At 42.6% G+C, this 26,527-nt stretch carries 32 protein-coding genes; 18 read left to right on the top strand and 14 right to left on the bottom strand.

Annotated features, from left to right (window positions below; genetic code table 11):
* Positions 1 to 112: 112 nt before the first annotated feature.
* The 5 genes from LP107_RS03365 (at position 113) to LP107_RS03345 (ending at position 2,742) form a co-directional block, all read left to right on the top strand.
* The gene (locus tag LP107_RS03365) at positions 113 to 469 is read left to right on the top strand and encodes a hypothetical protein (RefSeq protein ID WP_162860423.1); all 357 of its coding nucleotides are present in this window, start codon (positions 113 to 115) and stop codon (positions 467 to 469) included.
* The gene (locus LP107_RS03360; protein ID WP_162860424.1) at positions 438 to 986 is read left to right on the top strand and encodes a hypothetical protein; all 549 of its coding nucleotides are present in this window, start codon (positions 438 to 440) and stop codon (positions 984 to 986) included. The genes LP107_RS03365 and LP107_RS03360 overlap by 32 nt, the downstream gene beginning before the upstream one ends.
* A complete protein-coding gene (locus LP107_RS03355) occupies positions 983 to 1,825 on the top strand; it encodes a thymidylate synthase (RefSeq protein ID WP_078273947.1) in 843 nt (280 codons plus the stop codon). Before LP107_RS03360 ends, LP107_RS03355 begins: the two co-directional genes overlap by 4 nt.
* 16 nt (positions 1,826 to 1,841) lie before the next feature.
* Positions 1,842 to 2,348, top strand: a complete 507-nt coding sequence (locus LP107_RS03350; RefSeq protein WP_112742549.1) for a dihydrofolate reductase — start codon at positions 1,842 to 1,844, stop codon at positions 2,346 to 2,348.
* 205 nt (positions 2,349 to 2,553) lie between these two features.
* Complete coding sequence (locus tag LP107_RS03345; protein ID WP_078273945.1) at positions 2,554 to 2,742, top strand: hypothetical protein; 189 nt, start codon at positions 2,554 to 2,556, stop codon at positions 2,740 to 2,742.
* A gap of 318 nt (positions 2,743 to 3,060) precedes the next feature.
* Here the strand turns inward: LP107_RS03345 and LP107_RS03340 are convergent, their stop codons facing one another.
* The 4 genes from LP107_RS03340 to LP107_RS03325 form a co-directional block, all read right to left on the bottom strand.
* A complete protein-coding gene (locus tag LP107_RS03340) occupies positions 3,061 to 5,565 on the bottom strand; it encodes a TonB-dependent receptor (RefSeq protein WP_264675944.1) in 2,505 nt (834 codons plus the stop codon).
* A 160-nt stretch (positions 5,566 to 5,725) separates the two neighbouring features.
* Positions 5,726 to 6,310, bottom strand: coding sequence for a cytochrome c maturation protein CcmE (gene ccmE / locus LP107_RS03335; RefSeq protein ID WP_264675945.1), 585 nt, complete (start codon positions 6,308 to 6,310; stop codon positions 5,726 to 5,728).
* 3 nt (positions 6,311 to 6,313) lie between these two features.
* Positions 6,314 to 6,520: a heme exporter protein CcmD gene (gene ccmD / locus LP107_RS03330; RefSeq protein WP_112742551.1), complete on the bottom strand. Its 207-nt coding sequence runs from the start codon at positions 6,518 to 6,520 to the stop codon at positions 6,314 to 6,316.
* Positions 6,521 to 6,541: 21 nt separating this feature from the next.
* The gene (locus LP107_RS03325; protein ID WP_112742552.1) at positions 6,542 to 7,342 is read right to left on the bottom strand and encodes a heme ABC transporter permease; all 801 of its coding nucleotides are present in this window, start codon (positions 7,340 to 7,342) and stop codon (positions 6,542 to 6,544) included.
* 316 nt (positions 7,343 to 7,658) lie between these two features.
* Here LP107_RS03325 and LP107_RS03320 point away from each other — a divergent pair, with 316 nt between their 5' ends.
* From LP107_RS03320 to LP107_RS03290, 7 genes are all read left to right on the top strand, one after another.
* Entirely contained in the window at positions 7,659 to 8,429 is a 771-nt protein-coding gene (locus LP107_RS03320) for an ABC transporter ATP-binding protein (protein WP_264675946.1), read from the top strand.
* 56 nt (positions 8,430 to 8,485) lie between these two features.
* Entirely contained in the window at positions 8,486 to 9,382 is an 897-nt protein-coding gene (locus LP107_RS03315) for a transporter substrate-binding domain-containing protein (protein ID WP_112742554.1), read from the top strand.
* A 33-nt stretch (positions 9,383 to 9,415) separates the two neighbouring features.
* Positions 9,416 to 10,321 (top strand): transporter substrate-binding domain-containing protein, encoded by a 906-nt coding sequence (locus tag LP107_RS03310; RefSeq protein ID WP_112742556.1) that lies wholly within the window; start codon positions 9,416 to 9,418, stop codon positions 10,319 to 10,321.
* An 84-nt stretch (positions 10,322 to 10,405) separates the two neighbouring features.
* Positions 10,406 to 11,203, top strand: coding sequence for a transporter substrate-binding domain-containing protein (locus LP107_RS03305; RefSeq protein WP_264675947.1), 798 nt, complete (start codon positions 10,406 to 10,408; stop codon positions 11,201 to 11,203).
* A gap of 191 nt (positions 11,204 to 11,394) precedes the next feature.
* Complete coding sequence (locus tag LP107_RS03300) at positions 11,395 to 12,126, top strand: ABC transporter permease (protein WP_112742841.1); 732 nt, start codon at positions 11,395 to 11,397, stop codon at positions 12,124 to 12,126.
* Complete coding sequence (locus LP107_RS03295) at positions 12,123 to 12,830, top strand: ABC transporter permease (RefSeq protein ID WP_078273938.1); 708 nt, start codon at positions 12,123 to 12,125, stop codon at positions 12,828 to 12,830. Before LP107_RS03300 ends, LP107_RS03295 begins: the two co-directional genes overlap by 4 nt.
* 615 nt (positions 12,831 to 13,445) lie before the next feature.
* Entirely contained in the window at positions 13,446 to 13,808 is a 363-nt protein-coding gene (locus LP107_RS03290) for a diacylglycerol kinase (protein ID WP_078274022.1), read from the top strand.
* Positions 13,809 to 13,863: 55 nt separating this feature from the next.
* On the opposite strand, the gene LP107_RS03285 is transcribed toward LP107_RS03290, so the two are convergent.
* The 3 genes from LP107_RS03285 to LP107_RS03275 form a co-directional block, all read right to left on the bottom strand.
* Complete coding sequence (locus LP107_RS03285; RefSeq protein WP_029102349.1) at positions 13,864 to 14,229, bottom strand: DUF423 domain-containing protein; 366 nt, start codon at positions 14,227 to 14,229, stop codon at positions 13,864 to 13,866.
* Between the two features lie 17 nt (positions 14,230 to 14,246).
* On the bottom strand, positions 14,247 to 15,098 hold the full coding sequence (gene rpoH, locus LP107_RS03280; protein WP_208624110.1) for an RNA polymerase sigma factor RpoH: 852 nt from the start codon (positions 15,096 to 15,098) through the stop codon (positions 14,247 to 14,249).
* Between the two features lie 674 nt (positions 15,099 to 15,772).
* Entirely contained in the window at positions 15,773 to 16,135 is a 363-nt protein-coding gene (locus LP107_RS03275; RefSeq protein ID WP_264675948.1) for a sulfurtransferase TusA family protein, read from the bottom strand.
* A 308-nt stretch (positions 16,136 to 16,443) separates the two neighbouring features.
* Between LP107_RS03275 and LP107_RS03270 the strand changes: the two genes are divergently transcribed.
* From LP107_RS03270 to epmA, 3 genes are all read left to right on the top strand, one after another.
* A complete protein-coding gene (locus tag LP107_RS03270; protein ID WP_115369205.1) occupies positions 16,444 to 17,085 on the top strand; it encodes a YidB family protein in 642 nt (213 codons plus the stop codon).
* Positions 17,086 to 17,229: 144 nt separating this feature from the next.
* Positions 17,230 to 18,294 carry a 4-phosphoerythronate dehydrogenase gene (locus LP107_RS03265; protein WP_264675949.1) on the top strand — a complete coding sequence of 355 codons (1,065 nt, stop codon included), beginning with the start codon at positions 17,230 to 17,232 and terminating at the stop codon, positions 18,292 to 18,294.
* Positions 18,287 to 19,255, top strand: a complete 969-nt coding sequence (epmA, locus tag LP107_RS03260; RefSeq protein WP_264675950.1) for an EF-P lysine aminoacylase EpmA — start codon at positions 18,287 to 18,289, stop codon at positions 19,253 to 19,255. The genes LP107_RS03265 and epmA overlap by 8 nt, the downstream gene beginning before the upstream one ends.
* Here epmA and trmD read toward each other — a convergent pair whose 3' ends face one another.
* The 3 genes from trmD to nfsA form a co-directional block, all read right to left on the bottom strand.
* Positions 19,256 to 20,014 carry a tRNA (guanosine(37)-N1)-methyltransferase TrmD gene (trmD, locus tag LP107_RS03255; protein WP_078273933.1) on the bottom strand — a complete coding sequence of 253 codons (759 nt, stop codon included), beginning with the start codon at positions 20,012 to 20,014 and terminating at the stop codon, positions 19,256 to 19,258.
* A 6-nt stretch (positions 20,015 to 20,020) separates the two neighbouring features.
* Positions 20,021 to 20,506 carry a pantetheine-phosphate adenylyltransferase gene (gene coaD, locus LP107_RS03250; protein ID WP_078273932.1) on the bottom strand — a complete coding sequence of 162 codons (486 nt, stop codon included), beginning with the start codon at positions 20,504 to 20,506 and terminating at the stop codon, positions 20,021 to 20,023.
* A gap of 144 nt (positions 20,507 to 20,650) precedes the next feature.
* Positions 20,651 to 21,433, bottom strand: a complete 783-nt coding sequence (nfsA, locus tag LP107_RS03245) for an oxygen-insensitive NADPH nitroreductase (protein ID WP_078273931.1) — start codon at positions 21,431 to 21,433, stop codon at positions 20,651 to 20,653.
* Positions 21,434 to 21,777: 344 nt separating this feature from the next.
* Here nfsA and smpB point away from each other — a divergent pair, with 344 nt between their 5' ends.
* Positions 21,778 to 22,245, top strand: coding sequence for an SsrA-binding protein SmpB (smpB, locus tag LP107_RS03240; RefSeq protein WP_029102357.1), 468 nt, complete (start codon positions 21,778 to 21,780; stop codon positions 22,243 to 22,245).
* A 45-nt stretch (positions 22,246 to 22,290) separates the two neighbouring features.
* Here smpB and infC read toward each other — a convergent pair whose 3' ends face one another.
* The 3 genes from infC to LP107_RS03225 all read right to left on the bottom strand — a co-directional run bounded on the left by infC (position 22,291) and on the right by LP107_RS03225 (position 24,048).
* Positions 22,291 to 22,812: a translation initiation factor IF-3 gene (gene infC / locus LP107_RS03235; RefSeq protein WP_036387272.1), complete on the bottom strand. Its 522-nt coding sequence runs from the start codon at positions 22,810 to 22,812 to the stop codon at positions 22,291 to 22,293.
* 144 nt (positions 22,813 to 22,956) lie between these two features.
* Positions 22,957 to 23,370, bottom strand: coding sequence for a hypothetical protein (locus tag LP107_RS03230; RefSeq protein WP_078273930.1), 414 nt, complete (start codon positions 23,368 to 23,370; stop codon positions 22,957 to 22,959).
* Between the two features lie 18 nt (positions 23,371 to 23,388).
* On the bottom strand, positions 23,389 to 24,048 hold the full coding sequence (locus LP107_RS03225; protein ID WP_078273929.1) for a hypothetical protein: 660 nt from the start codon (positions 24,046 to 24,048) through the stop codon (positions 23,389 to 23,391).
* A gap of 436 nt (positions 24,049 to 24,484) precedes the next feature.
* Between LP107_RS03225 and LP107_RS03220 the strand changes: the two genes are divergently transcribed.
* Positions 24,485 to 25,144, top strand: coding sequence for a hypothetical protein (locus LP107_RS03220; protein WP_078273928.1), 660 nt, complete (start codon positions 24,485 to 24,487; stop codon positions 25,142 to 25,144).
* A gap of 140 nt (positions 25,145 to 25,284) precedes the next feature.
* A complete protein-coding gene (locus LP107_RS03215; RefSeq protein ID WP_078273927.1) occupies positions 25,285 to 25,686 on the top strand; it encodes a hypothetical protein in 402 nt (133 codons plus the stop codon).
* Positions 25,687 to 26,290: 604 nt separating this feature from the next.
* On the opposite strand, the gene LP107_RS03210 is transcribed toward LP107_RS03215, so the two are convergent.
* Positions 26,291 to 26,512, bottom strand: coding sequence for a DUF2788 domain-containing protein (locus LP107_RS03210; RefSeq protein WP_062501070.1), 222 nt, complete (start codon positions 26,510 to 26,512; stop codon positions 26,291 to 26,293).
* Between the last annotated feature and the right edge of the window lie 15 nt (positions 26,513 to 26,527).

Raw genomic sequence — 26,527 nt, 5'->3', positions numbered from 1 at the left:
TATTTATTTCTTTTAAAAATTACATCAAAGTTTTAAATATTTATTTTTGGATATTTGTTATCAGTCTTACCATAACAATATTAACCCAACTTAAATATAATTTTTATGCTTTGTGTACCTTTATTTTCTTGTTAATATTTTATGGTTTTTTATATTTTTATTTCAAAAACCCAAACTTCTATTATATCCTGATAAAGTAGTTTTGGTTAATCACGGATTAGGCGAACCCAAAACACTTGCTTGGCAAGACTGTGTTTTTGATACAGACCATCGCATAGACGGTATGAATGATATGGATACCATCATTCTTTATTTATTATCCCAAAATAATAAAGGCAAAAAATATCGCTTTTGCGTGTTAAATTTAAATGCCATTTGTTTTAATGATAAACAATTTTCTATGGATGAGCATTTAGAAATTTTTAAAGCAATTAAGAATGGCGAGTTTAAAAATGGCGAATTTAAATAAAAACAGTCAAATGCAAAGTTTTGTCTTTAAAGATAAGACATTTGATTTTCCGATTGAAGTTTATCCTTATTTTTTGGATAAAGTTTCAATGAAAGCCTTTATTGTGATAATGATACTCACGGCTTTGGCAATGATATTTATCAGCATAATTACTGAAAATACTTTTGGGATTTGGTTGTTTGCTTTTGTGTCGGTTGCTCTTTTAATAATCTCTTATGCCCACAAAAAACCCAGATTTATCATTGAAAAAAATAAATTAATTTTGGTAGAACACGGCTTTATCAAACCCAAAGAATTGTATTGGAAAGACTGTATTTTATACCCCACTTTTAATAAAAGCAACGCCACAGGTCAAGAAATTCCTTTATTACATTTTTTATATAAAAATAATAATGGCGAAATGGAGCGGTTTAGTTGGCTGGGTTTAAAACAAATCCGCTTTAATGAACATCATTTTGATAAAGACGATACTTTAAAATTTTTTGAAAACATCAAATCATTAAGTGAAAAACAATGAAACAATATCTAGAACTCCTATCCCATATCCTAAACAATGGCGATGATAAAGGCGACCGTACAGGCACAGGCACTCGTAGCGTATTTGGCCATCAAATGCGGTTTAATTTGGCGGACGGTTTTCCCCTACTCACCACCAAAAAAGTCCATATGAAGTCCATTATTTATGAGCTTTTGTGGTTTATTAAAGGCGATACCGATGTTAAATACCTGCAAGACAATGGTGTAACCATTTGGGACGAATGGGCGACAGCAGAGCAAACCGCCCGTTTTGGACGAAAGGCAGGCGATTTGGGGGCGGTCTACGGTCATCAATGGCGTAATTTTGGGGCAAGCAAAAACGACAATGGCGACTATAATACAGACGGCTTTGACCAACTGTCTTGGCTGATTAACGAAATCAAAACCAACCCCAATTCTCGCCGTTTGATTATTTCAGGTTGGAATCCGATTGAAGCAGGGCAAGTTGCCTTACCACCTTGTCATACTTTATTTCAATTTTTTGTGGTGAATAATAAACTCTCTTGCCAACTGTATCAACGCTCGGCAGATGTATTTTTGGGCGTGCCGTTTAATATTGCAAGCTATGCCCTTTTGACACATATGATTGCCCAAGTGTGTGATTTAGAGGTGGGCGAATTTATATGGACGGGGGGCGATACGCATTTGTATCATAATCATTTTGAACAAGCTAAATTGCAACTGACCCGTGAACCTTTACCACTTTGTGGGTTACAATTAAATCCTGATGTTAAAGATTTATTTGAATTTGACTTTGATGATATTAAGATTGTGAATTATCAATCGCACGAGAGAATAAAGGCAGATGTGGCGGTGTAAAAAATAAGGAGCTGTTATGACAAAAATCGTCCATGTGGTCGCCAAAGACCGTCAAAACTGTATCGGCAAGGATAATAATTTGGCTTGGCATATTCCTGCTGATTTAAAGCATTTTAAAGAAATTACCACAGGAGGCGTGATTGTCATGGGGCGAAAAACCTTCCAGTCGCTCGGTCGCCCCCTGCCCAATCGCACGCACCACGTCATCACAAAAGATACGACATGGACGGCGGACGGTGTGGCGGTCGCTCATGACTTGCCAACCGCTATCGACAACGCTAAGACGGACGCAGTGCGACTGGGCAAGGATAGGATTTTTATCGTTGGTGGGGGCGAGATTTACCGCCAAAGCCTAAGCATGGCGGACATTTTGGAAATCACCGAAGTGGATTTGGACGTGCAAGGTGACACGCATTATCCTACCGTTACGGACGCTTTTTGTGAAGTGTGGCGGTCAGATAGGCAGACAGACGATAAGAGCGGAATTGGGTTTGAGTTTGTGCGGTATGAAAAATCGGCATGATTCTTGCATGGTTATTGCGTGATTATTGATGGTTTTTATTTTTCCATTTTAACAAGGTATTTTGGTAGTAGTCTGAAAAGTATGCCAAACTAGGTTTTCCGTTCGCCCTAAGCCTGCCTGCGGGTAGGAAAACCGTTAGGCTTCCCAACCTCGCCACGAACGGTTTTCTTTGTAGCATACTTTTTGAACCAGAGCCGGTATTTTTATGAAACATCTTAGCCTACTTGTCCTATTGGCATTCGCCCTAACTGGCTGTAACGCCATGACCGCCACTGCCGACAAAGCGATGAACAAACAAAGCTCATTTTCCCAAGAGCCCAGCACTCGCTATCCAACCGTTGATGAACAAAAAGACAGCGAGCAAGCCGAGTTCGGTCAGCAGACATTTGAATAATACCAAAAATCCCCAATCATGGGGATTTTTTATGCCATACTAGGACGTGCCTGCCTTTTGTATTTGCAATGAAAAATGCCCGTTTAAAAAAGCAGGGGAATCGCCCGTTTTTCAAGGAAAAAGTAAGGTTTGATAATCATTCTATCAAACAAGCTTTTATTATGAAAAACAATCCGACCACTTAACTGGGTAAATTTTTAAGAATTTTAACCTAATTTTTAAATTAAGTGGTCGGATAGCCATTTTTCATGCAAAAACATTGTTTTATTTCTAAAACAATTCCATGTTTTAAATTGTGTTATGAAGGTTAGGCACGCCCTAGAACTTAACGGTGGCACTTAGGCTAAAATTACGCCCCATTTGTGGCACAAAGGGCAAAAATGAGTTATGGATATACACTTTTTCATCAAGCACGTTATTGGCTCGTAGGGATAAGGTATAGTCTAGGTTGCCCCAGTGGTTATGATAGTCCAAGCCGAGATTGAGCATATCATAGCTGGCGGTCGCACTTTCTAGCTTAGATATGCGATTTTGCCCAAAGACGTGCGTATATTCTGCATCTGCCGACCATTTGGCTGACAAATCCCCTTGCCAACGCAACCCCAAACGGGCAGGTGGCAACCTGGGTGTTGGCATGTTTGGTTGGGCAATGATTGGCTCATAGCTATAATTAAAATCATCGGTAAAATAATTATAATTACATCTTTGCATATTCTCTTCTGTATCTTCAGGTTTTGTCGTGGTGTAAGCTCCATCACAATAATAAGCCTTGGCGTAAGCATTAGGCAAATCTTTTAACTTGCCACGCACCAAATCGCCAAACAAACTAATGGCATGGTTGTCCATGTGATAAGTTACCATGCCCTCTAATCCATAAAAATCTGCTTTGGCTTGATTATGTCGTCTCATGAACAGATTGCCTTCACGGTAGATGTTTTCGTTATAAATGTAATTTTTAAAACGGCTGTGATAGGCATTGACCGCATAACTCCATTTGTCGCCAAAAAAAGAAATGCCCAAATCTAAATTATCAGATTTCTCTTTATCCAGTCCGATATTACCAAATTCAAATGAATGCGTCGCCAGATGTTTGCCATGATAATAAAGCTCCATGGGTGTAGGCAGGCGTTCATTATGTGAATAAGTGGCAGACAGGCGGTAATCGGGTTTAAAATCCCACGTGGTACCAATACTGTATGAAGTGGCTTTTTCTTTATAAGTCGCTAAATCTGGCTCTTCATAATTTGGTGCAGGCAAGCATCCACTGCTAAATCCCCAGTCCCAACATTTTGGCTTTGGACGATAGCGGTCTAATTTGTCTTTCCTATAATCAATCGGAATGCTTTGTTTTTCAAAACGCGTCCCAAATTCAAATGCCCATTTGTCATTAGCCTGCCATCTCTCCAACCCAAAAATACTGACTTGCTTATTGGTATTGGCAATGAGTGGGTATCTTTGTCCTTCTTCTCTTTCATGGGGCAGATGAGCAAAACTCTCTTGCTTTTGCCACTGCACACCCCACAGTCCCGATACATCTTTGACAGGTGTGTGATGAAATTCGACTCGGACATTTTTGCCTTGATTGCCAAAATAACCTGGTTTGTTATTAATGGTTTGTAGTCTGCCTGTGTATTTATCGAGTCTCTCAACTTCATGGTCATTTTCTTCGTGATAATAGTCTGATGATGCAAAAGACAGTGCGATTTTATCTAACCCCTTAAATGGCTGCTCCCACTGCGCCCTAACATCGATACGCTCAGATTCCATGTCAATCCAAGGTCCAGGGTGCGTGTGATCGTGTTCATAGCCCAAAGGGTGCTCATGACTCTGTCCTGGGTCATGAGCATGATTTGTACCGCAGTGAAAATGGGCAGATGAACTAAAATCCATATTCTGTATTAGATGGGGATAGGCTTTTAGATAATAGCGCGAGATGCTAGCTTCTGGAGTGAGTACATGTGCAATACAGTTATCATAGGCGTGATTATGCCCTGGTATGCCATACTTATCCTGACGGCGACTGTATGACACGCCAATATGCCCCCTGTCGCCGATATAGGATACGCCCACCGTACCAACGGTGGATTTATTATGGCTGTCAGGCAAATAGTCTAGCATGACATCAGACTGAAATTCTGGAACATCATAATCATCGGCACGGCGGGTCAACCCTTCGACTCGCACCGCCACGTTTTGCCCCACGCCCATATTAAGACTGGCAGTGGCAACCCTCTCGTTACTGCCTGTGTTATAGCGTAACAACATCTCGCCTTCGATGTTCTCCTTGGTGTTACCCTGTGGCATACGGCTAGGAATCCGCTCGTCAACGACATTCACCACGCCTGCCTGCGATGCTGTGCCATACAGTAGCGTACCCGCCCCACGCACCAGCTCCACACGGCTCGCCAGCAATGTATCGGCGGCGACCACATGGTCAGGTGATAGGGCAGACATATCAATGACGTCCGTGCCATTTTGTAGAATCTTCACTCGCACCCCGTCCTGTCCACGAATGATGGGCTTACTCGCCCCACCGCCAAAGGGATTAGAGTGAATACCCAGCTCGCCTGCCAAGGCATTACCCAGCGTTGCCGAGCGGTGTTTGAGTTTATCACGTCCCACCGTCATCTGCGTGCCGATAGACGGGCGGTCAATATAAATGGTCTCATCAGCAAGCACCACCGTCAGCTCATCGCTTTGGGTCTCATCAGCATAAGCAAGCTGAGCACTAAGGGCGACCGCCACCGCAAGGCATAAAGGGGTTTTGCTTGGGCGTTTGGGTATTTGATGATTGATCAAATGACGACTGGATTGTTTTAACACAATCTTACTCCTGTTTACATTACAATTAAAATTAAAACATTATAACATAACTATGATAAATTAAAATATTATAACATTTAAAAATAGCCGTCATTTAATAAAAAAGAGTGTCCATGATAGACACTCTTTTTATTCTATAAAATAAAATGGCTTTTACACGCTACTGCGGTGCATGGCTCTCATTCTGGGTTGGGCTTTGAGTTTGGCTGTCGCTTTGGGCTTGGGCTTGATTTTGACTTTGCTCGGCTTGTCTTTGGTCAATCTCCGCCATACTCGTGGCAGGGATAAATTGCCCGTTATTGACGTCCGTTCCCCGTTCGGCGTGTTCGGCTTTTAGCGATTTGGCAACTTCGGGGGGCATGTAGTTTTCATCATGCTTGGCAAGCACTTCACTGGCGACAAACGTCCCACCCTGCAACTCGCCTGTTGCCACTACCCCTGAATTTTCGGCAAACAAATCAGGCAATACACCCCGATACGTCATTGGTACAACCGCTTTATAATCGGTGATTTGAAATTGGATATTTAACGGGTCATTGGGATCTCGCTTAACCGAGCCTGCCACCACCATGCCCCCTGCACGGATACGCTTATTCTTAGGGGCTTTACCAGCAGTAATGGCGGTCGGGTCAAAATAATAATCTGTCTGCTGACGAATGGCGTACAAAATGAGTCCCACCGCCACCGCCACACCCACCAGCATGGCGATGACCCACATGAGTTTTTTTTGGCGTGCATTATTCATAACTTAACCCTTTGCCAGTGCTTGGCGTTGTTTGTTGGTGAGTTTTTTGGTCTGGGTGGACAGTTTGGCAATGGTCTTGGTGCGTTCGCTTTTGGCATACCAAATCATAAGCAGTATCGACCCAAACACTAAGGCATAACACGTCCACACATAAACCCCATGACCATTCATGTGGATAAAGTCTGCTAAATTTTGAAAATACGGTGTCATTGCTTGCCCCTTTTGAGCTGGCTATTTTTTGGCATTTAGGTAGTTGGCTACCCATGCTTTGTTGTGTTCACGTTGTAAAATCAAGGAATTGGTGCGATAAATGGCAAGAGCTGCCACCATAAAATACATACCAAGCATCATGATAAGCAGTGGCACCCACATACTGGCGGACATTTTTGGGGCGTTGGTTACGGTAAACGTCGCCCCTTGATGTAGGGTATTCCACCACTCTACCGAGTATTTGATAATCGGCAGATTGACCGCCCCAACAATGGACAAAATCGCCGCCGCCTTGCCCCGATTTTGGCTGTGCTCAAAAGCACTAAACAGTGCCATGACCCCTGCATACAAAAACGCCAAAATCAGCATTGATGTCAAACGTGCGTCCCACACCCAGTACGTCCCCCATGTCGGTTTCGCCCAAATCGAGCCTGTCAAGAGACTTAGCACACAGCAGATAAAGCCAATCGGGGCGACCGCTTGGGCGACAATATTGGCGGTTTTGATTTTCCACACCAAAAAAATGACCCCAAGCACGCTCATGGCAAAATAAATACTCATGGCAAGGCTGGCGGTTGGCACATGGATAAAAATAATACGGTAACTGTTGCCCTGCAAATAATCAGGCGGAGCGAACATGAGTCCCCATACCGTGCCAATACTCATGAATACAAAGGCAATCAGGGCAAGCCACTTGACCCACGGCGAGAAAATCTTAAAAAATCGCTCTGTGCCAACGGTCGTCAAAAAACCCTGCCAAAGACGATTAAAAAATCCTGAATTTTTGACGGCTGGGGAATTGGCTTTTTGGGCGTTTGGCATGGCTCACCGTAACAATGTCAATGGCAGTAAAATGGTAATGATTAAAATTGAGAATAGGACAATAAATGGCTAATTATAGCATATTTTTGGCGATTGTCAGTAATTGATAAACCGCCAACAATGACCGACTTGGTAAAAAATCTGTCAAATTCGCTCATTTATAAAACAAATTTTTCTCATTTTACCCTTTTTACCTAATTATTTTGAAAAAAATTAAAAATTTTTGCCGATTTTGGTAAAAATGATTTGCCTTTTTTATCAGATTTGTTCAAAATATACGATTAACTTTTGATTTTAAAAAATAACCGAGAAATTCATGACTGACCGCCCCATTGCCCTTGATTTACAAGACATTCACAAAAATTATGGCTCGCTTGAAGTCTTAAAAGGCGTCTCTTTGATCGCTTATGACGGCGATGTCATCAGTATCTTAGGGTCATCAGGTTCGGGCAAATCTACCCTGCTTCGCTGTATCAATTTATTAGAAAAGCCCAGTGCTGGCAAGATTTTTGTGGGCAATGAAGAGCTACAACTCACCCCCAAAAAAGGCGAGCTTACCGCCAAAAACCCCAAACAACTTGAAAAACTTCGCTCTGAGATTGGCTTTGTGTTTCAATCATTTAACCTATGGCCACACAAGACCATTTTGGAGAATATCACCGAAGCCCCCATTCATGTGCTGGGCGTGAGCAAGGCAGACGCCATTGCCGAAGGTGAACGCCTGCTTGCCAAAGTGGGACTACTGGACAAAAAAGACGCCTACCCTGACAACCTATCAGGCGGTCAGCGTCAGCGTGTGGCAATCGCCCGTTCGCTTGCCATGAAACCCAAAGTTCTGCTGTTTGATGAACCCACGTCCGCCCTAGACCCAGAGCTTGTTAATGAAGTGCTGGCGGTCATGCGTGAACTTGCCAGCGAAGGGCGTACCATGCTTATCGTTACCCATGAAATGCGATTTGCCAAAGAAGTCTCAACCAAAGTCGTCTTTTTACATCAAGGACGAATCGAAGAGATGGGTACGCCAACCGAAGTATTTGAAAATCCCAAATCCGAGCGTGTCAAAGAATTTATGGCGTCTCATCAATAAAGTAAGCACCCAACCCTTTTACCGACTTTTTATCAACCCCGAACATAAGGATTGTTATGAACGCATTTGCCAAATTCTCCCTAAGCCTACTCACAGCCAGCACCTTAGTTGCCTGTGGGGGTGACAAGCCTACCGATGTACCAAAGGCAGACGCCACCGCCCCACAAGCAGGCGAAGGCAAAAGTCTGATCATCGCCACCGAAGCCAACTACCCACCCTTTAATAACATGACTGCCGATGGTAAAATTATCGGTTTTGATGCGGATGTCATCAATGCCGTCTGTGCCGAGATTAAAGCAAACTGCGACATCGTGGCACAGGACTGGGACGGCTTATTACCCGGTCTTTTGACCAACAAATACGATGCGGTCATCGCTGGTATGTCCATCACGCCCGAACGCCAAGCACAGGTTGATTTCTCTGAGCCGTATTTTAGTAATACCATCGTGTGGCTCTCCAAAACGGACGGCTCATTTGACCCAAGTAACATCAAAAATCTGGTGCTAGGCAGTCAGCGTTCTACCACAGGCGCGGACTACATCACCCAAAAATATGATGGCAAAGACGGCAACCGTGTTCAGCTTTATGACACCTACACCAACTCTTATCTTGACCTAAAAGCAGGGCGAAATCATGCGGTCATGGCAGAGAAAGTCTCGGCAATGGACTGGCTAAAACAAGGCAATGACGGCTTTGGACTGGTCGGAGATGAGATTGACAACAACGACAATCTAGGCATTGCCGTGCGCAAAGGCGACGCTCTAAAAGCGGACTTTGATAAAGCACTCGCCACCCTAAAAGCCAATGGCAGACTTGCCGAGCTAGAAAAACAGCACTTTGGCGATACTGCCAAGCCAACACCAAGCGAGACTGCCGAGCCATCAGTGGTTGAACCTGCTGACACCGCCCAAGCAGAGGAGTCTGCTACTGCCGAGCCTGCAAAAAGCGAATAATTTAAAACCACCCACTAACCAAAAGGTTTTATCATGAAAATCAAATACTTAGCCGTCGCCTTAACCGCCCTTGCCCTAACTGCCTGCGGGGGCGACAAACCTGCCGATACCACCGCAAACACCGCCACTACTGGCACCAATGACGGCAAAAAAGTACTGATTGCGACCGAATCGAGCTTTAAGCCATTTAGCTATTTGGACAATACAGGCAATCTGATCGGTTTTGAGATTGACCTTGCCAATGCCTTATGCGCCGAGATGAAAGCCGACTGCGACATCGTAGCACAGGACTGGGACAGTCTCATTCCAAGCCTACAAGCCAATAAATCGGATGCCATCATGGCAGGTATGTCTATCACGCCAGAACGCCTAGAAGTGTTGGATTTCTCTGATGCCTACTTTGATAACACGCTTATCCTAGTTGGCAAAAAAGGCGACAACATCACCATTAACGACCTAGCGGGCAAAACCGTGGGCGTACAGCAAGCCACCGTCTCAGGCGAATATCTTGCCAAACATCAGCCTAACGCTACCGTCAAGGCTTATGACAAGCAGGACAACGTCCATCTTGACCTAAGTGCAGGGCGTATTGATTATATGCTTGCCGACTTCGTGCCAGCGTCTGATTGGCTAAAAACCGATGCAGGGGCAAACTTTGAGATTAAGGGCGAGCCGATTGATATTAATGATAAAGTAGGTATTGCCGTGCGTAAAGATGATGCCCTAAAAGGCGAGTTTAACACCGCTTTGGCAAATCTAAAAGCCAGTGGCAAATATGACGAGCTTGTGGCAAAATACTTTGCAATCACTGGGTCTGCCAGTATTCCTGACAACGCTCCCACTCCTGCTGACACGCCTGCCCCTGCTGGCGATACCGAGCCTGTGAGCGAGCCTGCGGACGCAAACGCAAGCGAGACTGTCGAGCCTACCAAGAAATAATCAACACACAACGCATAGGGTAAGCCCTGTGCGTTTTTGTTTTATCAATCAACTTACTTGACTGACATTTATTAAGGACAATTAATGAAACATACTGCCTTAGTCGCACTTATTGGCACCCTACTGCTGACCGCCTGTGGGAGCCACAAACTTACCAACACCAAAACCACCACAGGCACCAATAACACCATCCAAACCCTACGCATTGTCACCGAAGGGGCGTACGCACCCTTTAACTCCATCAATAATGACGGTTCTTTGGCGGGTTTTGATGTGGACATTGCCAATGCCCTATGTGCCAAAATGGCAGTCACCTGTGAGATTGATGCCCAAGATTGGAACGGTATCATTCCTGCCCTAAAAACGGGTAAATTTGACGCCATCGTCTCTGCCATGTCTATCACTCCCGAACGCTCCGAACAGGTGAGTTTTAGCGAGCCATATTTTGTCAATACTTTGGTTTTTGTTGCCAAAAATGGCAGTACCTTTGACCCTGCCAATGCCGACAACATCAAATCCGCCAAAATCTCTGCCCAAGGCTCCACCATTTCTAGCCAATGGCTCACCCAAACCTATCCTGATGTCAAGCCAACTCTACATAGCACACTAGACAATGCCTTTTTAGACTTAGGGGCGAGCCGCTCGGACGTGATCATCAGCGACAAAATGCCTGCGATGACATGGCTAGGGAGTGAGCTTGGTAAGGATTTTGCGGTAAAAGGCGATGAGATTGACATTAATGACAACTTTGCCATCGCTGTTGATAAGGGTAATGATGAACTGCTTGCCAAATTCAACCAAGCCCTAGCCGACATCAAAGCAGACGGCACTTATGATAAAATCGTCATTGAGCATTTTGGCGAGAGTATGGTTAGTAAATAACTATTCTTTTTGAGTTATTTTAAAAACTTAACACAAATTTACAAAAATTTGGTAAAATAAGCGTTTTATTCTATTTTACCTCTTTGATAAGGTTACCCCTTAACAAAGCAATACAGCCAAAATAGACAAGCAAGCCTTGTCTATTTTTATTGAACAGCCATCAACACAATAACCACAAAGACCGCCACACCATGTTAGAACTCCACGGATACACCGATTTACTTTGGCAAGGCACGATTTTGACCGTCAAATTAGGCGTAACGAGCCTGATTTTCGGCTTGATTTTCGGGCTATTGGGGGCGACTGCCAAGCTCTCTAATATTTGGCTGTTTAAAAGCCTTGCCAACATCTACACAACGGTGGTGCGTGGCATTCCTGAACTCTTGGTAGTCTTTGCCATCTATTTTGGGGGCGATATTCTTGTATCGTTTATTGCCAAAGAAGTCTTTGGTTATGGCGGACGGATTGATATTGGCAGTTTTTGGCCAGGTGTGGTCGCCCTATCGGTCATGTTTGGGGCGTATGCCACCGAAGTGTTTCGCATGGCAATCCAAGAAATCCCCAAAGGACAGTGGGAAGCCGCCCAATCACTGGGCATGCGACCTACTCAGACCTTTTTTCGCATTATCCTGTCACAGATGTGGGTGGTTGCCCTACCTGGTTTGGGCAATTTGTTTTTGGTGCTATTAAAAGACACCGCCCTTGTCTCGCTCATCGGGCTTAAAGATTTGATTTATTATTCATCTCGTGCCGCCCAGTCCACCCAAGAACCTTTTACCTTTTATCTTGTGGCAGCTCTTATTTATCTATGCCTGACAGCGGTCGTCACTGCCTGTATCAGCTTTGGAGAATGGCGAGCCAATCCTGCCAAACGTTACGCCCAAAAATTACTTAGACAAAAACATACGGGGGCAAACGCATGAGCTGGAACTGGCAAGCGATTATCACGCATTTTCCCGAACTTCTAAAAGCCTCCATTACCACCTTGGAGCTTGTGGCATTATCTAGCATTACCGGGCTGATTTTTGGGGTGGTTTTGGCACTGCTTAGACTCTCCAAAAATCCTTTGGTGCAGGTTTTTCCTTTTTTATACATTTTCTTTTTTCGTGGCACGCCCTTATTGGTGCAGATTTTTCTGATTTATTATGGCCTTGGGCAGTTTAAAGCCATTCAAGAGAGCGTACTGTGGAAGCCTGTGCTTAGTCAAGCCTACTGGTGTGCCATCATCGCCTTTACGCTAAACACCGCCGCTTATGTCGCTGAGATTGTGCGTGGGGCGATACAGGCAGTTCCTCGTGGCGAGCTTGAAGCGGCGGATGCTTTGGGCATGTCGCCTGTGCAGAAATTTACCCGCATTACCCTGCCCCGTGCCTTTGGGATCATGATACCTGCATACAGCAACGAAGTGATTTTTATGCTCAAAGGCTCGGCACTGGCAAGCACCATCACGGTCATGGACTTGATGTACGCCTCCAAAGTCATCATCGCCAAGACATACCTGACCTTAGAGATTTATTTTGCTGCAGGTATCATCTATCTGCTTATCTCATGGTTGATATTGGCACTGTTTCGCTTATTTGACCGCTCATTTAATAAGCACAAAAGATATAATCCTGTTCAAAAATAACAAAAACGGCAACTTGGTTTGCCGTTTTTGTTTGTTACAAATACATCTTTAACCCCCCAAAAAAATCTCTTGATATTTTGGAAAATACATCCACCGAACCCCAAAAAATACCACAAATCCACATAAAATAAAGCGGGCCCACCTTCTGTATTTGCAATGAAAATCACGAAAAATCGCCCGTTTTTCAAGGAAAAAGTGAAGCTTGACGGTTATTCTATCAAACAAGCTTTTAAATTCGAGCCACAATCCGAACCATTCAACTGGGTAAATTTTAAGAATTTTAACTTAATTTTTTTAAATTTAAGCGGTTGGATAGCCATTTTTCATGCAAAATTGATTGCAATTTTAAGTTTTCACTTCGCTCTTAGCTTAAGACGTTAACTTATTGATTATCTGATAATTATTTTTTGGATTGTAGGGGTGAATTGCAATTTTCCCTTGATAAATCAATTACTTGTATGGATTTGAGAATGGGGTAGTTTTCATCTTATTTTATAAGAATATTATCAATGGTAGGCATGCCCTAGTATTTTAGCAGGTTTTGGGCGGATTGAAAAATAGATAATGGGTGGGTATAATGGCACAAATTTCCCATTATCAACCTACCAAATCGCCATGTCCGAATTTAACAAAACCAAAGGGCTAAAACGCATCATCAATACGCTGTCGTATTCCAAAGACGGCTTTAAGGTGGCCATCAAAGAGCCTGCGATTTTTCAGCTTATCCTGCTCCATATGCCTTTGATAATCCTTACGTTGTGGCTCGATATGGCGTTGGCGGTCAAGATGATGCTTGTGGCAGGGTCGTTTTTGTCGCTCATTGTGGAATTTTTTAATACCGCCCTAGAAGCTGCCGTTGACCACACATCTATGGAGCATCACCCCCTTGCCAAAATCGCCAAAGATGTCGGCTCGTCCGCTCAGTCGCTGGCACTTATTTTGGTGGCGGTGCTGTGGGGTATGGCGATGTTTGGATAAAAACAAAAAGAGCAAAAATTTGCTCTTTTATCATAATTAATCATCAATCAACCCATCAGCCATCAGACTTTTTGACAAAAACCAACATCAGCCAGCCGATGATGAGTAGCGTTCCGCCCATTGGGGTTATCGCCCCAAGCCATCTAGGCATCCCCAGTGCCATCAAGTAGAGCGTGCCACTAAAAATGGCAATGCCTATTTGTAAGGTCATGGCAACCCTATGAATGCGATAGGCAGATACCGCCCCTAATACGCCCAACGCCAATATCCCCAAGCCATGCACGAACAGATAGAGCGTGGCAGTCTGCCAAATATCAAGCTCATAAGGCGTGGCGATTTTCTTTAAGCCATGAGCCCCAAACGCCCCAAGTGCCACCGCTGTCGCAAGATTCACGCCTGCTACTTTTATCCAGTTTATCATCTGTTCATCTGTTCGTTCTAATCAAAGAGCATGTTATCAATGGTCATTGCTTCACGGATTTTATCCATGGCATTTTTCTCAATCTGACGCACCCGCTCGGCTGAGATGTTATAAACCGCCGCTAAGTCATGCAAGGTGGATTTTTGGTCGGCAAGCCAACGCTGAGTGATGATGTCTCGAGAACGCTCATCCAAGCCATCCATCGCTTCTTTTAGGGCGGTGGTCGTATTCTCTTCCCAGTCAGCATCTTCGACCATCTCGGCAGGATTGACCCCATCTTCTAAAAAAAGCTGGGGAGCATAACGCCCATCTTCATCGTCAGAGTCTTGTAACTCAAAGGACGCATCATAACTGGTCAAGCGTGATTCCATTTCTAGGACTTGCTTGACCGTGACGTTTAGGTCTTTGGCGATGGCTTCGGCTTCTTCTAAGGTAAGCTGATTGCTTGATTTTTTAAGGCTACGCAAATTAAAAAACAGCTTGCGGTGTGCTTTGGTGGTGGCAACTTTGACAATCCGCCAATTTTTGATGACAAATTCATGAATCTCCGCCTTAATCCAATGCACCGCAAAGCTCACAAGGCGTACGCCCTTGGTAGGGTCAAAGCGTTTGACCGCTTTCATGAGTCCCAAATTACCTTCTTGAATCAAATCCGCCTGCGACAGACCATACCCTGAATAACTGCGTGCGATGTGTATCACAAACCGCAAATGACTCATGACCAGTAGCCGTGCCGCTTCCACGTCGCCATCTTGATAGTACCGCTCGGCAAGCTCTCGCTCTTCATCGGGGGTCAAGATAGGAATCTGATGTACGGTATTGATGTACGCCCCCAAATTCACCCCAGGGGCGGTCAAATTGGCGGGCATGGCAGGCACCAAATCCTTGGTGGCGACATCATAACGTGGTACGGCACTGGGGGCGTGGCTAGTATGGTTGGCAAGCACAGGGGCAAGGCTTGCCCCATCATGGGACTGCTCGTCCGTTTCTAATCCACTCTCTGACTCATCGAATGCCAGCTCATCAGCGTCATCAATCTCATGAAAGCCGTCCAATTCGTCTAATTCATCAGATAACAACTCATCAGACAGTAGCTCATCAGAAAAACCGTCAAGCTCATCTAATCCATCATCTAGCTCATCTTCATCTAACATATCAGACGACTTAAAATCACGCTCATCGGCATAATCACCGCCATAATCGTCAAAGTCATCAAAACCATCATAATCATAATTTTTGGGCATGTTTTCTTTCTACCAACAAATCATCAGTTTAAATATCGCCCCATTTTAAGCCGAAATCCGCCCAAATGCTAGCGGTTTTTACACCTTTTTGTTAGGACGTGTGAACATTGATAACATTTATTAACATTTGGTGAAATTTTATGATTTTAAATTATTTTTGCATGAAAAATGGTCAAATCTTGTGGCTCGAAGTCAAAAGCTCGTTTGATAGAGTGGCTATCAAACTTCATTTTTTCCTTAAAAAACGGGCAGTCCCCTTACTTTTTTAAACAGGTATTTTTCATTGCAAATACCAACGTTCAACACGCCCTAATCAAAAAGTGAAAGATTGTATCTGTTTGCCCATACGCCCATGTCTTGACCGTCAGCCCGTTTTTTTGGCAATACGCCACAAGGTCGGTTTGTGAATTTTTATCGGTGGCAAGCAGATACAACCCCCGCCCTGCCCCCACATCTCGCAAGGTTACTTTTGCCTTTAACAAAGGCATGGGGCAAGGCAGACGGCGTGCATCAAAAAAATGACTGACACACGCCACATCATCGGCGGTTATCAGACGCTCAGTCAAAGCAAAATGCAAAGCATCCGTCATATTAACATCATCTACCACATCGGCAGGCACAATGTAATAAATAAGGTCAAAAACAGCGGATAAATCGGTCATGGCAATGGCTCAAAAAACAGCTTAGAATAATCCATCATGGGGGCAAATCCATGACTTTACAAGATAATCACGGGGCAAATCAATGTCCATACTATTTTTTATAAAAGCCAAATCATTATGTTTCTTATGTCAATTTTTGGCATGATGTAAAATAAAACAGACACCACTGTAAACACACCCACGTCGCTTCATACCCCATCCATTTACAAAAACCTTTAATAAAATAACGCAGGTTCACTAAAATTCTGATAAGATAATGCATGATTTGGCAATTTCGCCAATATTTACTTTATTTGATAGGATACTCCATGAGTTTATTACAAAACATCATCACCCAAGTCGCCCAAAATGCCCTAACAGGCGGTCAATCCCAACAAAACAGCGGTCTGGGCGGTATGCTTGGGCAAGTGGTGGCAAGCCAGCTTGGCGGTGGTCAATCCCAAGCCCAAGGCGGACTAGGCGGGGTATTAGGCTCGCTCCTAGGCGGTGGCCAGACTCGCCAAAACGTGCCTGCCAGTGACCTAGGCAGTGTGTTGGGTCAAGTGCTTGGCAGTCAGTCCGCCCAACAAAAAGGCGGGTTTAACAAAAACACCCTACTCCTTGCTCTTATCCCCATCGTGCTGGGCTATATCCAAAAAAATGGCGGTCTGTCAGGCGTGCTTGCCAAATTCCAAGGCAACGCACTGGGCAATAAAGCCCAATCATGGGTAAACATCGATACCGATAATGACGGACTAGACGCCCAAGACGTGATGAGTCTGTTTGGCAAAGATGAGATTAACCGTGCCTGTCAGCAAACAGGAGCCAGCGAGACAGAAGTCTGCCAAGGCATTGCCGAGCTACTGCCACAAGTGGTGAACGACCTAACCCCCAATGGCGACCTAGCCACCGAAAACGAAGCCAATGCCGAGATTAGTCAGATTTTACAGCAGGTGAATACCAATCGCTAGTGATTAATTCAAGCCATTTTAATAGGGTGCTTAACTGCACCTTATTATTTTTAAAAGAAGTACAATTCTTATCTTCGGCTTAATTTACCAAAGTAAATAGTATTCACCCATCTAACACACCCATCCCGCCAAAGGCATGACCCCATGATAACCATTTTAGCCGATGAAAATATCGCCCATTTGGATGATTATTTTTGCCATGATAATACAGAGCTTATCAAATTAAAAGGGCGTGAGATTAACCAATCCGCCACCCACAAATACAACCCAACCGCCCTACTCATTCGCTCGGTAACACCTATCAACTCCGACACCATTGCCAACCCCCATAACATCAAATTTATCGGCTCGGCAACCATTGGTACAGACCATGTGGATAATGAATTTATTCATTTTAACAATATCCATTTTGCCAATGCCAAAGGGTCAAGCAAACATTCAGTTGCCCAATATGTCATTACTGCCCTTTTAACTAAATTTCCCAACTCAATCCATAAAAAAATCACACTGGGCATTATTGGCTTGGGCAATATCGGAGCAACGCTTGCCAAATATGCCAAAGACTTAAATTGGGATATTTTGGGATATGACCCTTATTTACCAACATCGGACATTAATAACGCAAATTTTAATGAATTATTAGCAAATAGCGACATTATCTCCATTCATACGCCATTAACCAAAACGGGTGATTATCCTACTTATCAATTATTTGATAAATCCGTTTTTGAACAATTAAAAAACAACGCTATTTTAATCAATACCGCTCGGGGTGAGATTATCAGCCAAGATGATTTATTATGGGCAATGGATAATAAAAATTTAAATGCAATATTAGACGTGTTTCCTTTTGAGCCAATGATTGATAAGACACTTCTTGATAACCTTACCCTTGCCACACCCCACATTGCAGGCTATACCCTAGATGGCAAGTTGCGTGGGACAGACATGATTTATCAGGCATTTTGTGAGCATTTTAATTTGCCTGTTTTACAGAATATGGATAAGCTATTGCCGTCCAATCATTACCATTGGCAAACATTAAAAAATGAATTATTAAAAGGAAATGCCGATATTTTAAAAAGCTATTATGACATTTTAAAAGATGACAACGAGTTACGCCACATTTGCACCAATAACGTACATGGGGCGGATTTTGATAAATTAAGAAAAAAATATGATTTAAAAAGAGAATGGCCTTATGACTAATACCGATTACCGCCCAAGCATGACCTTAGATTTGGCAATGAGTAAAGCTGAGATGATTGGCGACATTCGTCAGTTTTTTAAAAGTCGGGGTGTGTTAGAGATTACCACGCCCATATTATCCAATCATGGCAATACCGATATTTTTATAGAAAGCGTGAGTGTCAATTTTAAACAAACTGGTCAATTAAAAACAGGTTATCTACACACATCGCCAGAATTTGCCATGAAAAGAGTATTGGCGGATTATCAAGTACCGATTTATCAAATTTGTCAAGTGTTTCGTGATAATGAAAAAGGGCATAAACATAATATAGAATTTACCATGTTAGAATGGTATCGTCCGCATTTTAGTTTGGACGATTTGGCAGATGAATTAAATGCTCTCATCGGCGTGGCACTGCATAAAAATCTACCCTTTAAAACCTATCGCTACGCCCAAGCCTTTATGGATATGCTCGGCATTCACCCTTTTTCTGCCGACATTGAGACACTACGACAAACGGCATTACAGCAGGGCATTAACCTAGATATGGGCGATGATAAACAAGGTTGGCTGGATTTGTTATTTAGTCATGCGATAGAGCCGACTTTAGGGTTTGATTTGCCAACACTCATCACCAATTATCCTGTGGCGACTGCGTCTTTGGCAAAAGTGGCGACAGACGTGGACGGGCATGCCGTTGCCAAACGCTTTGAGCTGTATATCAACGGCATAGAGATTGCCAATGCCTATGATGAGCTTGCCAGTGGCGATGAGTTGTTAAAGCGATTTACACAGGACAATGTTGAGCGGGCAAAACTAGGCTTACCAATCATGCCGATTGATACAAACCTAATCCGTGCGTGCGATGATTTACCGCGATGTAGTGGGATTGCGTTGGGGCTTGACCGTCTGTTTATGGTGCGTGAGAAGCTCTCTGACATTAGTGAAGCGGTGATGATGATGACGAATAGGGCGTGACTATTCATTAAGCTCCGCCAACCACTTCGCCTGCTCTTTGGTGGGTTCAAACCGCTCCCATAAGTCAGGGCGACGCTCTTTGGTGCGTTTGACTTGCTCTAAAAACCGCCATTTGGCAATATTGGCATGATGACCCGACAGCAGGACATCAGGAACTTGTTTATCCTTAAAAATCAAAGGCTTGGTATAGTGGGGACAATCTAGTAGCCCATCGACAAAGCTGTCTTCTAGGGCGGATTGGTCATCATTCATCACACTTGGCAGACGGCGAATGACGCTATCCATCAGTACCATCGCAGGCAACTCACCCCCTGTCAGCACATAGTCGCCAATGGAAATCTCGCCATCGACATAGGCACTAAGCAGCCTTTCATCAATGCCTTCATAACGCCCACACAGCAGTATCATGCCATCGAACTGGCTACATTCTACCACCGTCTGCTCATCTAGGGTCTTGCCCTGTGGCGACAGATAGATGACAGGGCAGGTAGGATTGTCCTTACCCACGTTCCCAAAATGCTCATCAGCTAGGGCTTTGGCGTGCAATATCGCCTGCTCCAACGGCTCGGCAAGCATGACCATGCCCGGCCCCCCGCCAAAGGGACGCTCATCAATCCGCCGATAGTTATCCGTGGTAAAATCTCTGGGGTTAATGGTGTGTATCACTACCTGTCCACGCCCCACCGCACGCCCCGTAATGCCATACTCTGTGGTCGCCCCGAACATCTGGGGCAAGATACTAATGACCGCAAAAAACATGACGTCTTACCCACCGAACTTTTTGGCAAAGCCGTTAAGCACACAAGACGGCACAAACTTTGAGACATCACCACCGAGTTTTGCCACTTCTCGCACGAGCGTGGACGAGACGAATGAGTACTCTTGGGCGGGGGTTAAAAATACCGCTTCAAAGCTCTCATCTAGGCTACGGTTCATGTTGGCAAGCCCAAATTCATACTCAAAATCACTCACCGCACGCAGTCCACGAATGACCGCCACCGCATTTTGCTCCTTGACAAAATCCACCAGTAGCCCTTCAAAACCGACCACCGACACCCGTTCATTGCCCTTAAAAATCTCCTGCACCAGTGCCACTCGCTCATCAAAGCTAAATAAGGGCTTTTTGTGATGAGCGAACGCCACCGAGATGATGACTTCATCAAAGATTTTTAAGGCACGATTGACAAGGTCAATGTGTCCGTTGGTAATGGGGTCAAAGGTGCCGGGGTATAGGGCTTTTTTTGGAGTCATGGCTTGTATAATTTGCTAGAAATGATATTAAAAAGTGCTTATGGTAGCAAATTTTTGGCGGTTTTGGGGATTTTATTTTAAATTTTTATAAAAAAAGAAAAAGCCGACCTGTTGTCCGGCTTTTGTCCGACTTTTGGTGTTTTCTTAGCGTTTGGCAAAACCTTGCGATTGCAAATAGTCCAGCATAAACGGACGCACGTCCCCGCCAAAGGTCTCGGCAATTTGAGCCCTCCAGTCAAGCTCCAAACCACGACCGCCATAGTAAGCTTTAACTTCATCATTATAAGCGGACAATACGTCATCGCTTGGGGTTTGATAGGTATCAGTTGAGACGATAACATCAAGCGGTAGGCGTGGACGTTGCGATTGGTTGATTTTGGAATCCCAGTCAGGGTGTCCTAGACACAGCCCAAACAGTGGCACGACGTGTTTTGGTAGTGCCAACAGCTCGCCTGCTCGCTGAATGTCGTTACGCAGTGAGCCGATATAGACCCCGCCCAACCCTAGACTCTCGGCAGTTGCCAGCATATTTTGAGCCATAAGAGCCGAGTCAATCGCCCCGATGAGCATGACTTCTGTCCAGTCGGTATTGACATCGGCAAGGGCATGATGACGATAAGCGTCCATACAAAACACCAAATATTCGGCACAGTCTTCGACATAGCCATGTCCCAACCGCTTGCCTTGGGAGATAAGGTCGTTATATTTGTCTTCGCTTAGGTTGTTCGAGATTTGGCGAAATGCCGTCCGCTTTGCCTTATCACGCACACGCACCACGCTCACCGCTTGTAGGTAGCTTGATGTCGAGACAGCACGCCCTGCTTCCAAAATAGCAGTTAGCATCTCATCAGAGATTGGCTCGCCAGTGTATTTACGCACCGAGCGGTGATTTAGCAAGGTTTCTAGGGTTGGTTTTGAGTCAAGCATAGCAAATCCTATGATGATGAATTTGCCTTATCTTATCAAGTATTACCCCCAAAGGCAAATGCTGTTTTATTAGACAAATGTAACAGGGGCGGCTTTGTTTGTAATTATCCACCAAATCTTTTATAATAGGTAGGGCATGCCCACTCTTATAAAATAAGATGAAAATTTAACACTTTAATCCATTTTTGCATGAAAAATGGCTAAATCTGGTTTTTCTACGTCAAAATCCTTGTTGATATTTCAATATCAACGGCAGACTTTTCCTTGAAAAACGGACAATTTCCCCTATTTTTCATTGCAAACACCAAAGGCAGGCACGCCCTAGACAATATTGAGATACAAACATGGCAAAAAAACCGTCAAACCAAATCTGTACCAACAAAAAAGCCCGCCACGAATACTTTATCGAAGAAACCTTTGAAGCGGGTTTATCGCTTGAAGGTTGGGAAGTCAAATCAATACGAGCAGGCAAAATGGCAATCACGGATGCTTATGTGATTTTTAAAAATGGCGAAGCGTTTTTGTTCGGGGCTCACATTCAGCCCCTACTGACTAGCTCCACGCACATCAACCCTGACAATATCCGCACCCGCAAACTGCTTTTGCACCGCAAGCAGATTGACAAACTCTTTGGCATGGTCAATCAAAAAGGCTATGCAGTCGTCCCCTTATCCTGCTACTGGAAGGGCAGTCGGGTCAAATGCGAGATTGCCCTAGCCAAAGGCAAAAAACTCCACGACAAACGAGCCACACTCAAAGAACGTGATTGGCAAATGGATAAAAAACGTGGCTTTAAGGCGGACATGAGGTAAAATAAAACCCCAATCGGCATTTTGATTGGGGTTTTTGGATTTCACTCACTTCTTCTTAGCAGGCCCTAGTAGCATACCCATTTGGCGACCTTCCACCTTGGGGGCTTGCTCTACGCTGGCTATCTCTTCGGTATCTTTGATGATACGTTCAAGTTGGGCTCGTCCAATCTCTTGGTGGCTCATCTCACGTCCACGAAAACGAATGGAGACTTTGACCTTGTCTTTGTCTTCTAGAAATTCAACAATTTTACGCAATTTGACCTGATAATCAGCTTCTTCGGTACCAGGGCGTAGCTTGATTTCTTTGACTTGGGTCTGTTTTTGGTTCTTTTTGGCTTCTTTTGCCTTTTGTTTTTGTTCGTACAAATGACGTTTGTAGTCCATAATCTTGGCAACGGGCGGTTTGGCATCTGGGACAATCTCAACCAAGTCCAGATTGTTTTCACGAGCGGTCTCTAATGCCTGTTTTAGGCTTACCACGCCAAGCTGTTCGCCGTCAGCCTGTACTAGGCGGACTTCTTTGGCACGAATGTCTTCATTGACATTTAGACGATTTGACGGTTTAATGGGTCATACTCCAAATAAAAAGATAGACCCTTATTTTACTTAAAAATTGTGGGGATTTCAAGGGGTTTTTAAACATAACCCGTATTTTTGTTATTTAATATGGAAATTTACTTAATCATTTTGTATAAATACCAGAAAATCACATCATTCTTTTCTAAAAAAATAAAAACCACCTCCATAACTGCTATACCCCCAATCACCATTTAATTTTTCAACAATACGCTTGGCATAGCGTTCATAAATATTATCTTTTCGCTCGGTGCTTGATGTAAAACTAAAATGTTTAATTTCATCAACGCCCTTTTGATAGGGCGAGTGATTAACATAATTTACAATCGCCTTAATAATCCGCTCAATGGTTTGAAAAGGGTATTTGTTATAATTAACATCGTCCATTGTTTCATCATCAACATAAAATAATGCTGATTTGCCATATTTTTCCCTTAAAATTTTAAAGTCAGGAATTAAAGTAAAATAAAATCGTTTACCCGTATAATACACCTGATAATACCCACAATCAGGAATGCTAAATTTGTCAATGACGATTTCTTTGCTCATAAAACTCCATTAAAAGGATTAACTGATGATTTGATGAATGGACTGTTTAAGGCAATCTATATCAATATTATCAGAAAATTCTGCCGATAATAATTGCGTTTTAAACGCATCAATACCAATCAACTTTTTATCAAAAATAATGCTTGCCAATGATTGACAGGCGGTATGATATTTTAAAAGGTTTTTGAGTTGTTTTTGGTTTAATTCATCAATGCTTTGTACACCCAATCTTTGATAATTTAAATTACTTTTTAAATCAGACAATTTAACAATCATTGCTTTAAATGCCACTTCTTTTCCATCTAAATAATACTGATACAACCGCACCAAATAATCCACATAATTTTGTTTAAATAAACAATTTTTATTAAATGCTGTATCATTATCACTGTGCGGTTTGGTCATTAAGCGTACGCCATTTACAACCGTCTCGCCATAATTTGCTTGAATAATATTAAAAGACAAATCGCAATCTTCCATACTGTCGTGCAAAAGTCCAATTTCCATACAATCAAAAATAAAGTTTTCATCGCTAATGGCTAATTGCTCACAAATGCGTTTGGCATTGTCCGCCACTTCATACAAATGATGATAATAAGGGCTACCGCCTTTATCTACTTGATTTTTATGCAGTTCTTTGACAAATGACGCACAGGCATGATAACGCTCAATTCTCATAAATTGCTGGCAAAGATGATAAATTAAATGTCAGGTTGGCGAATTGCCGATTGAAAATGGGGGTAAGATGACGATAAAATCGCCCAAAAAGAGAAGTTACGCAATGAGTATAACCAACTCAATACAAAAAGTCAAGACCTACAAACCGCCAATTTTACTCCATATTGATTAATAAAATAAATATTAAAAATTTAAAAAATATATTGAAAAATAAAAGTTTGTATTGTAATATCTAAAAGTAATCAAAAAACACCCCAATTTCTCCATTCCTGCTCTCTTTATTAAATTTTCTCCAACTTTTCTTTAATTAAATTTATTGTGCGATGTTTGTTGTTTGATAAACATCAATGCCCTTTTGTTTTCTTTTTTTAATCCAATTACTTATTCAACCTTAATAACCCGCTTAGTTTATCAACCTTTATTGTGGAGTTATTCTATGAATAAATCAAATCGTGTGTCTATTAAAAACAGCACCCCAATTCTTTTTCAACAAGACATTGAATGTTTTATCCATAAATTTCAAAAACACGATGCGGTCATTATCACGGCATTGCATGATGATTTTTATAAATACAAACAACCTATCTTGAATAACAACAGAGCATTGTATTCGGCATTGTTTGCACTGGGTTATCCCATTACCGAACTTGACAGTTCTTATATTAAAGACTATCAAAAACTTTTAAAATTGAACAATGATTTCTTTATGGGGTCTTATTTGGTGGTCAATCGGTTTAATAAACCTGATTTTATTGAAACGATGGCAAAATTGGCAAATTATTATGGACAAGAATTTATTTTTGTCATTCAAGGGGGTGAAAATCCCAAAGGGTATTTTTTGGGGACAAAAGAAAAAGGCAGGTTAAAACTTGGGCAAAGATTGTTTTATCCAGAATGTCATTTTTTAATGAATAATCCTAAGTTTTTTAAACCATATCGTAACAGAAAATTTTATTTTACAGGGGCGATGAATGACGGTAAAATCGGTAATAGTGAAATGAAAGGTGTGTATCAACCTGCAAATTGGTTGGGTCGGTGGGCGTGTTCAACAATGGGCAAAAGAGTATTAAGGGAAATTGGAATTTTGTGTTCTTAATATTTGAAAATAAATTGAATTAATAGAAGGTAAATAATATGACGGTAATTGAATAATTAAATAACCTATTACATTTTAATAAAAAGTTAAGTAAAAAACTTGAAACACTTTTTCAAACCAATTTTACTTATCAAGAATATGTGAAAATTAAAGAACATATTCAATATCAGAGTAAATATTTAAAACCCAAATACGATTATGAAAATTTTGAAAGAGAGCGAGAAATGATTGGGTGTATTTTGTATTCTACCATTGGGCAAGAAAGTATGGATTGGGTAAAAGAATGGTCGGACATTCCTTATGAAATTTTTACGGGGACAGAACCCAATTCTTATGGATATGACCAAGTTAAATTATTTGTAGAGAATTATTATGAATTAATGAAAGAAACAGGGCGGTTAAAAATGTTTGTTAATGAAGATTATTATCTTAATAAATGGCGAGAAAAACACAAAGACAAAAAAGATGAAATACAACAAAAGTTAAAATATTATCAAGCGTTGGTAGAAGATTGTCAAGAAGCATTAAGGAGATTGGAATAGGATTTTTATAAATTTTTAAGCACTGTTTTATTGCGATAAAAAAGTCATGTATACCTCCCTTGCCAACATGGGTGCATAGCATTTTCTTGCTCTTTTTATCAACAACGATTTGTACTTTTAAGGTGTGACCTTTCTTTTTACCTGAGTGCTGTCGCCTTTGCCTTTTTGGGTCGTTCTATGGGAATTTCTGTGGCATCGATAAGTGCCGTTTCAAGGTTATTGTCTTGCCATAAGGTTTTTTACTTGGCAAAGCAAAGTCTTGGGCGATGTGAAATTGACTGCAGTATTCTCTGTAGTGGTTTAAGGTTATCACAAGTTTACTCTCTAGGCTGATTTTGGCTTTTCTACTACCTTTTATGTTGTTCGCTGTAGGCTTCTTGGAGTATTGTAAGCATGTGTTGATACGTGGTTCTTTTTACGCCAAAGTATCGTTCAAACTCACTGTCGCTTAGTTGTTCAGCTTGCTTGGGTGTCATGTCTTGGCTTTTTGGGTGAAATGGGTATTATGGCATGTTTACTCTGGGGTTTGGAAAAGAGGTCTAATAATATATGGTGTAGGGACGTGCTGAGTACGTCCTTTGATGGTGTTGTTTTGGGTATTGCCCTAAATAAACCACGTCTTTAACACAAACTCAATCACGATTTTTAATAAAAAGCCGACAAACCCCGCCCCCAATGCCACAAAAATCCAAAACGTCCCTGCCTTGCCGGCATTGGTGCTTTTTGCCATATCCCACATGATAAAAAACAAAAAAGCAATGAACGCAGGCAGTAGCCCATACAGTCCAATCTTGACAATCAGTCCTTCGGAAATGGCAACAATCATAAAAACACCTGTGGA

Origin of the sequence: Moraxella bovis (genome assembly GCF_025985205.1) — a bacterium.
GTDB classification, from domain to species: domain Bacteria; phylum Pseudomonadota; class Gammaproteobacteria; order Pseudomonadales; family Moraxellaceae; genus Moraxella; species Moraxella bovis.
The sequence above is the reverse complement of the archived record's forward strand: the minus strand, read 5'-3'. Positions and strand labels throughout refer to the sequence as shown.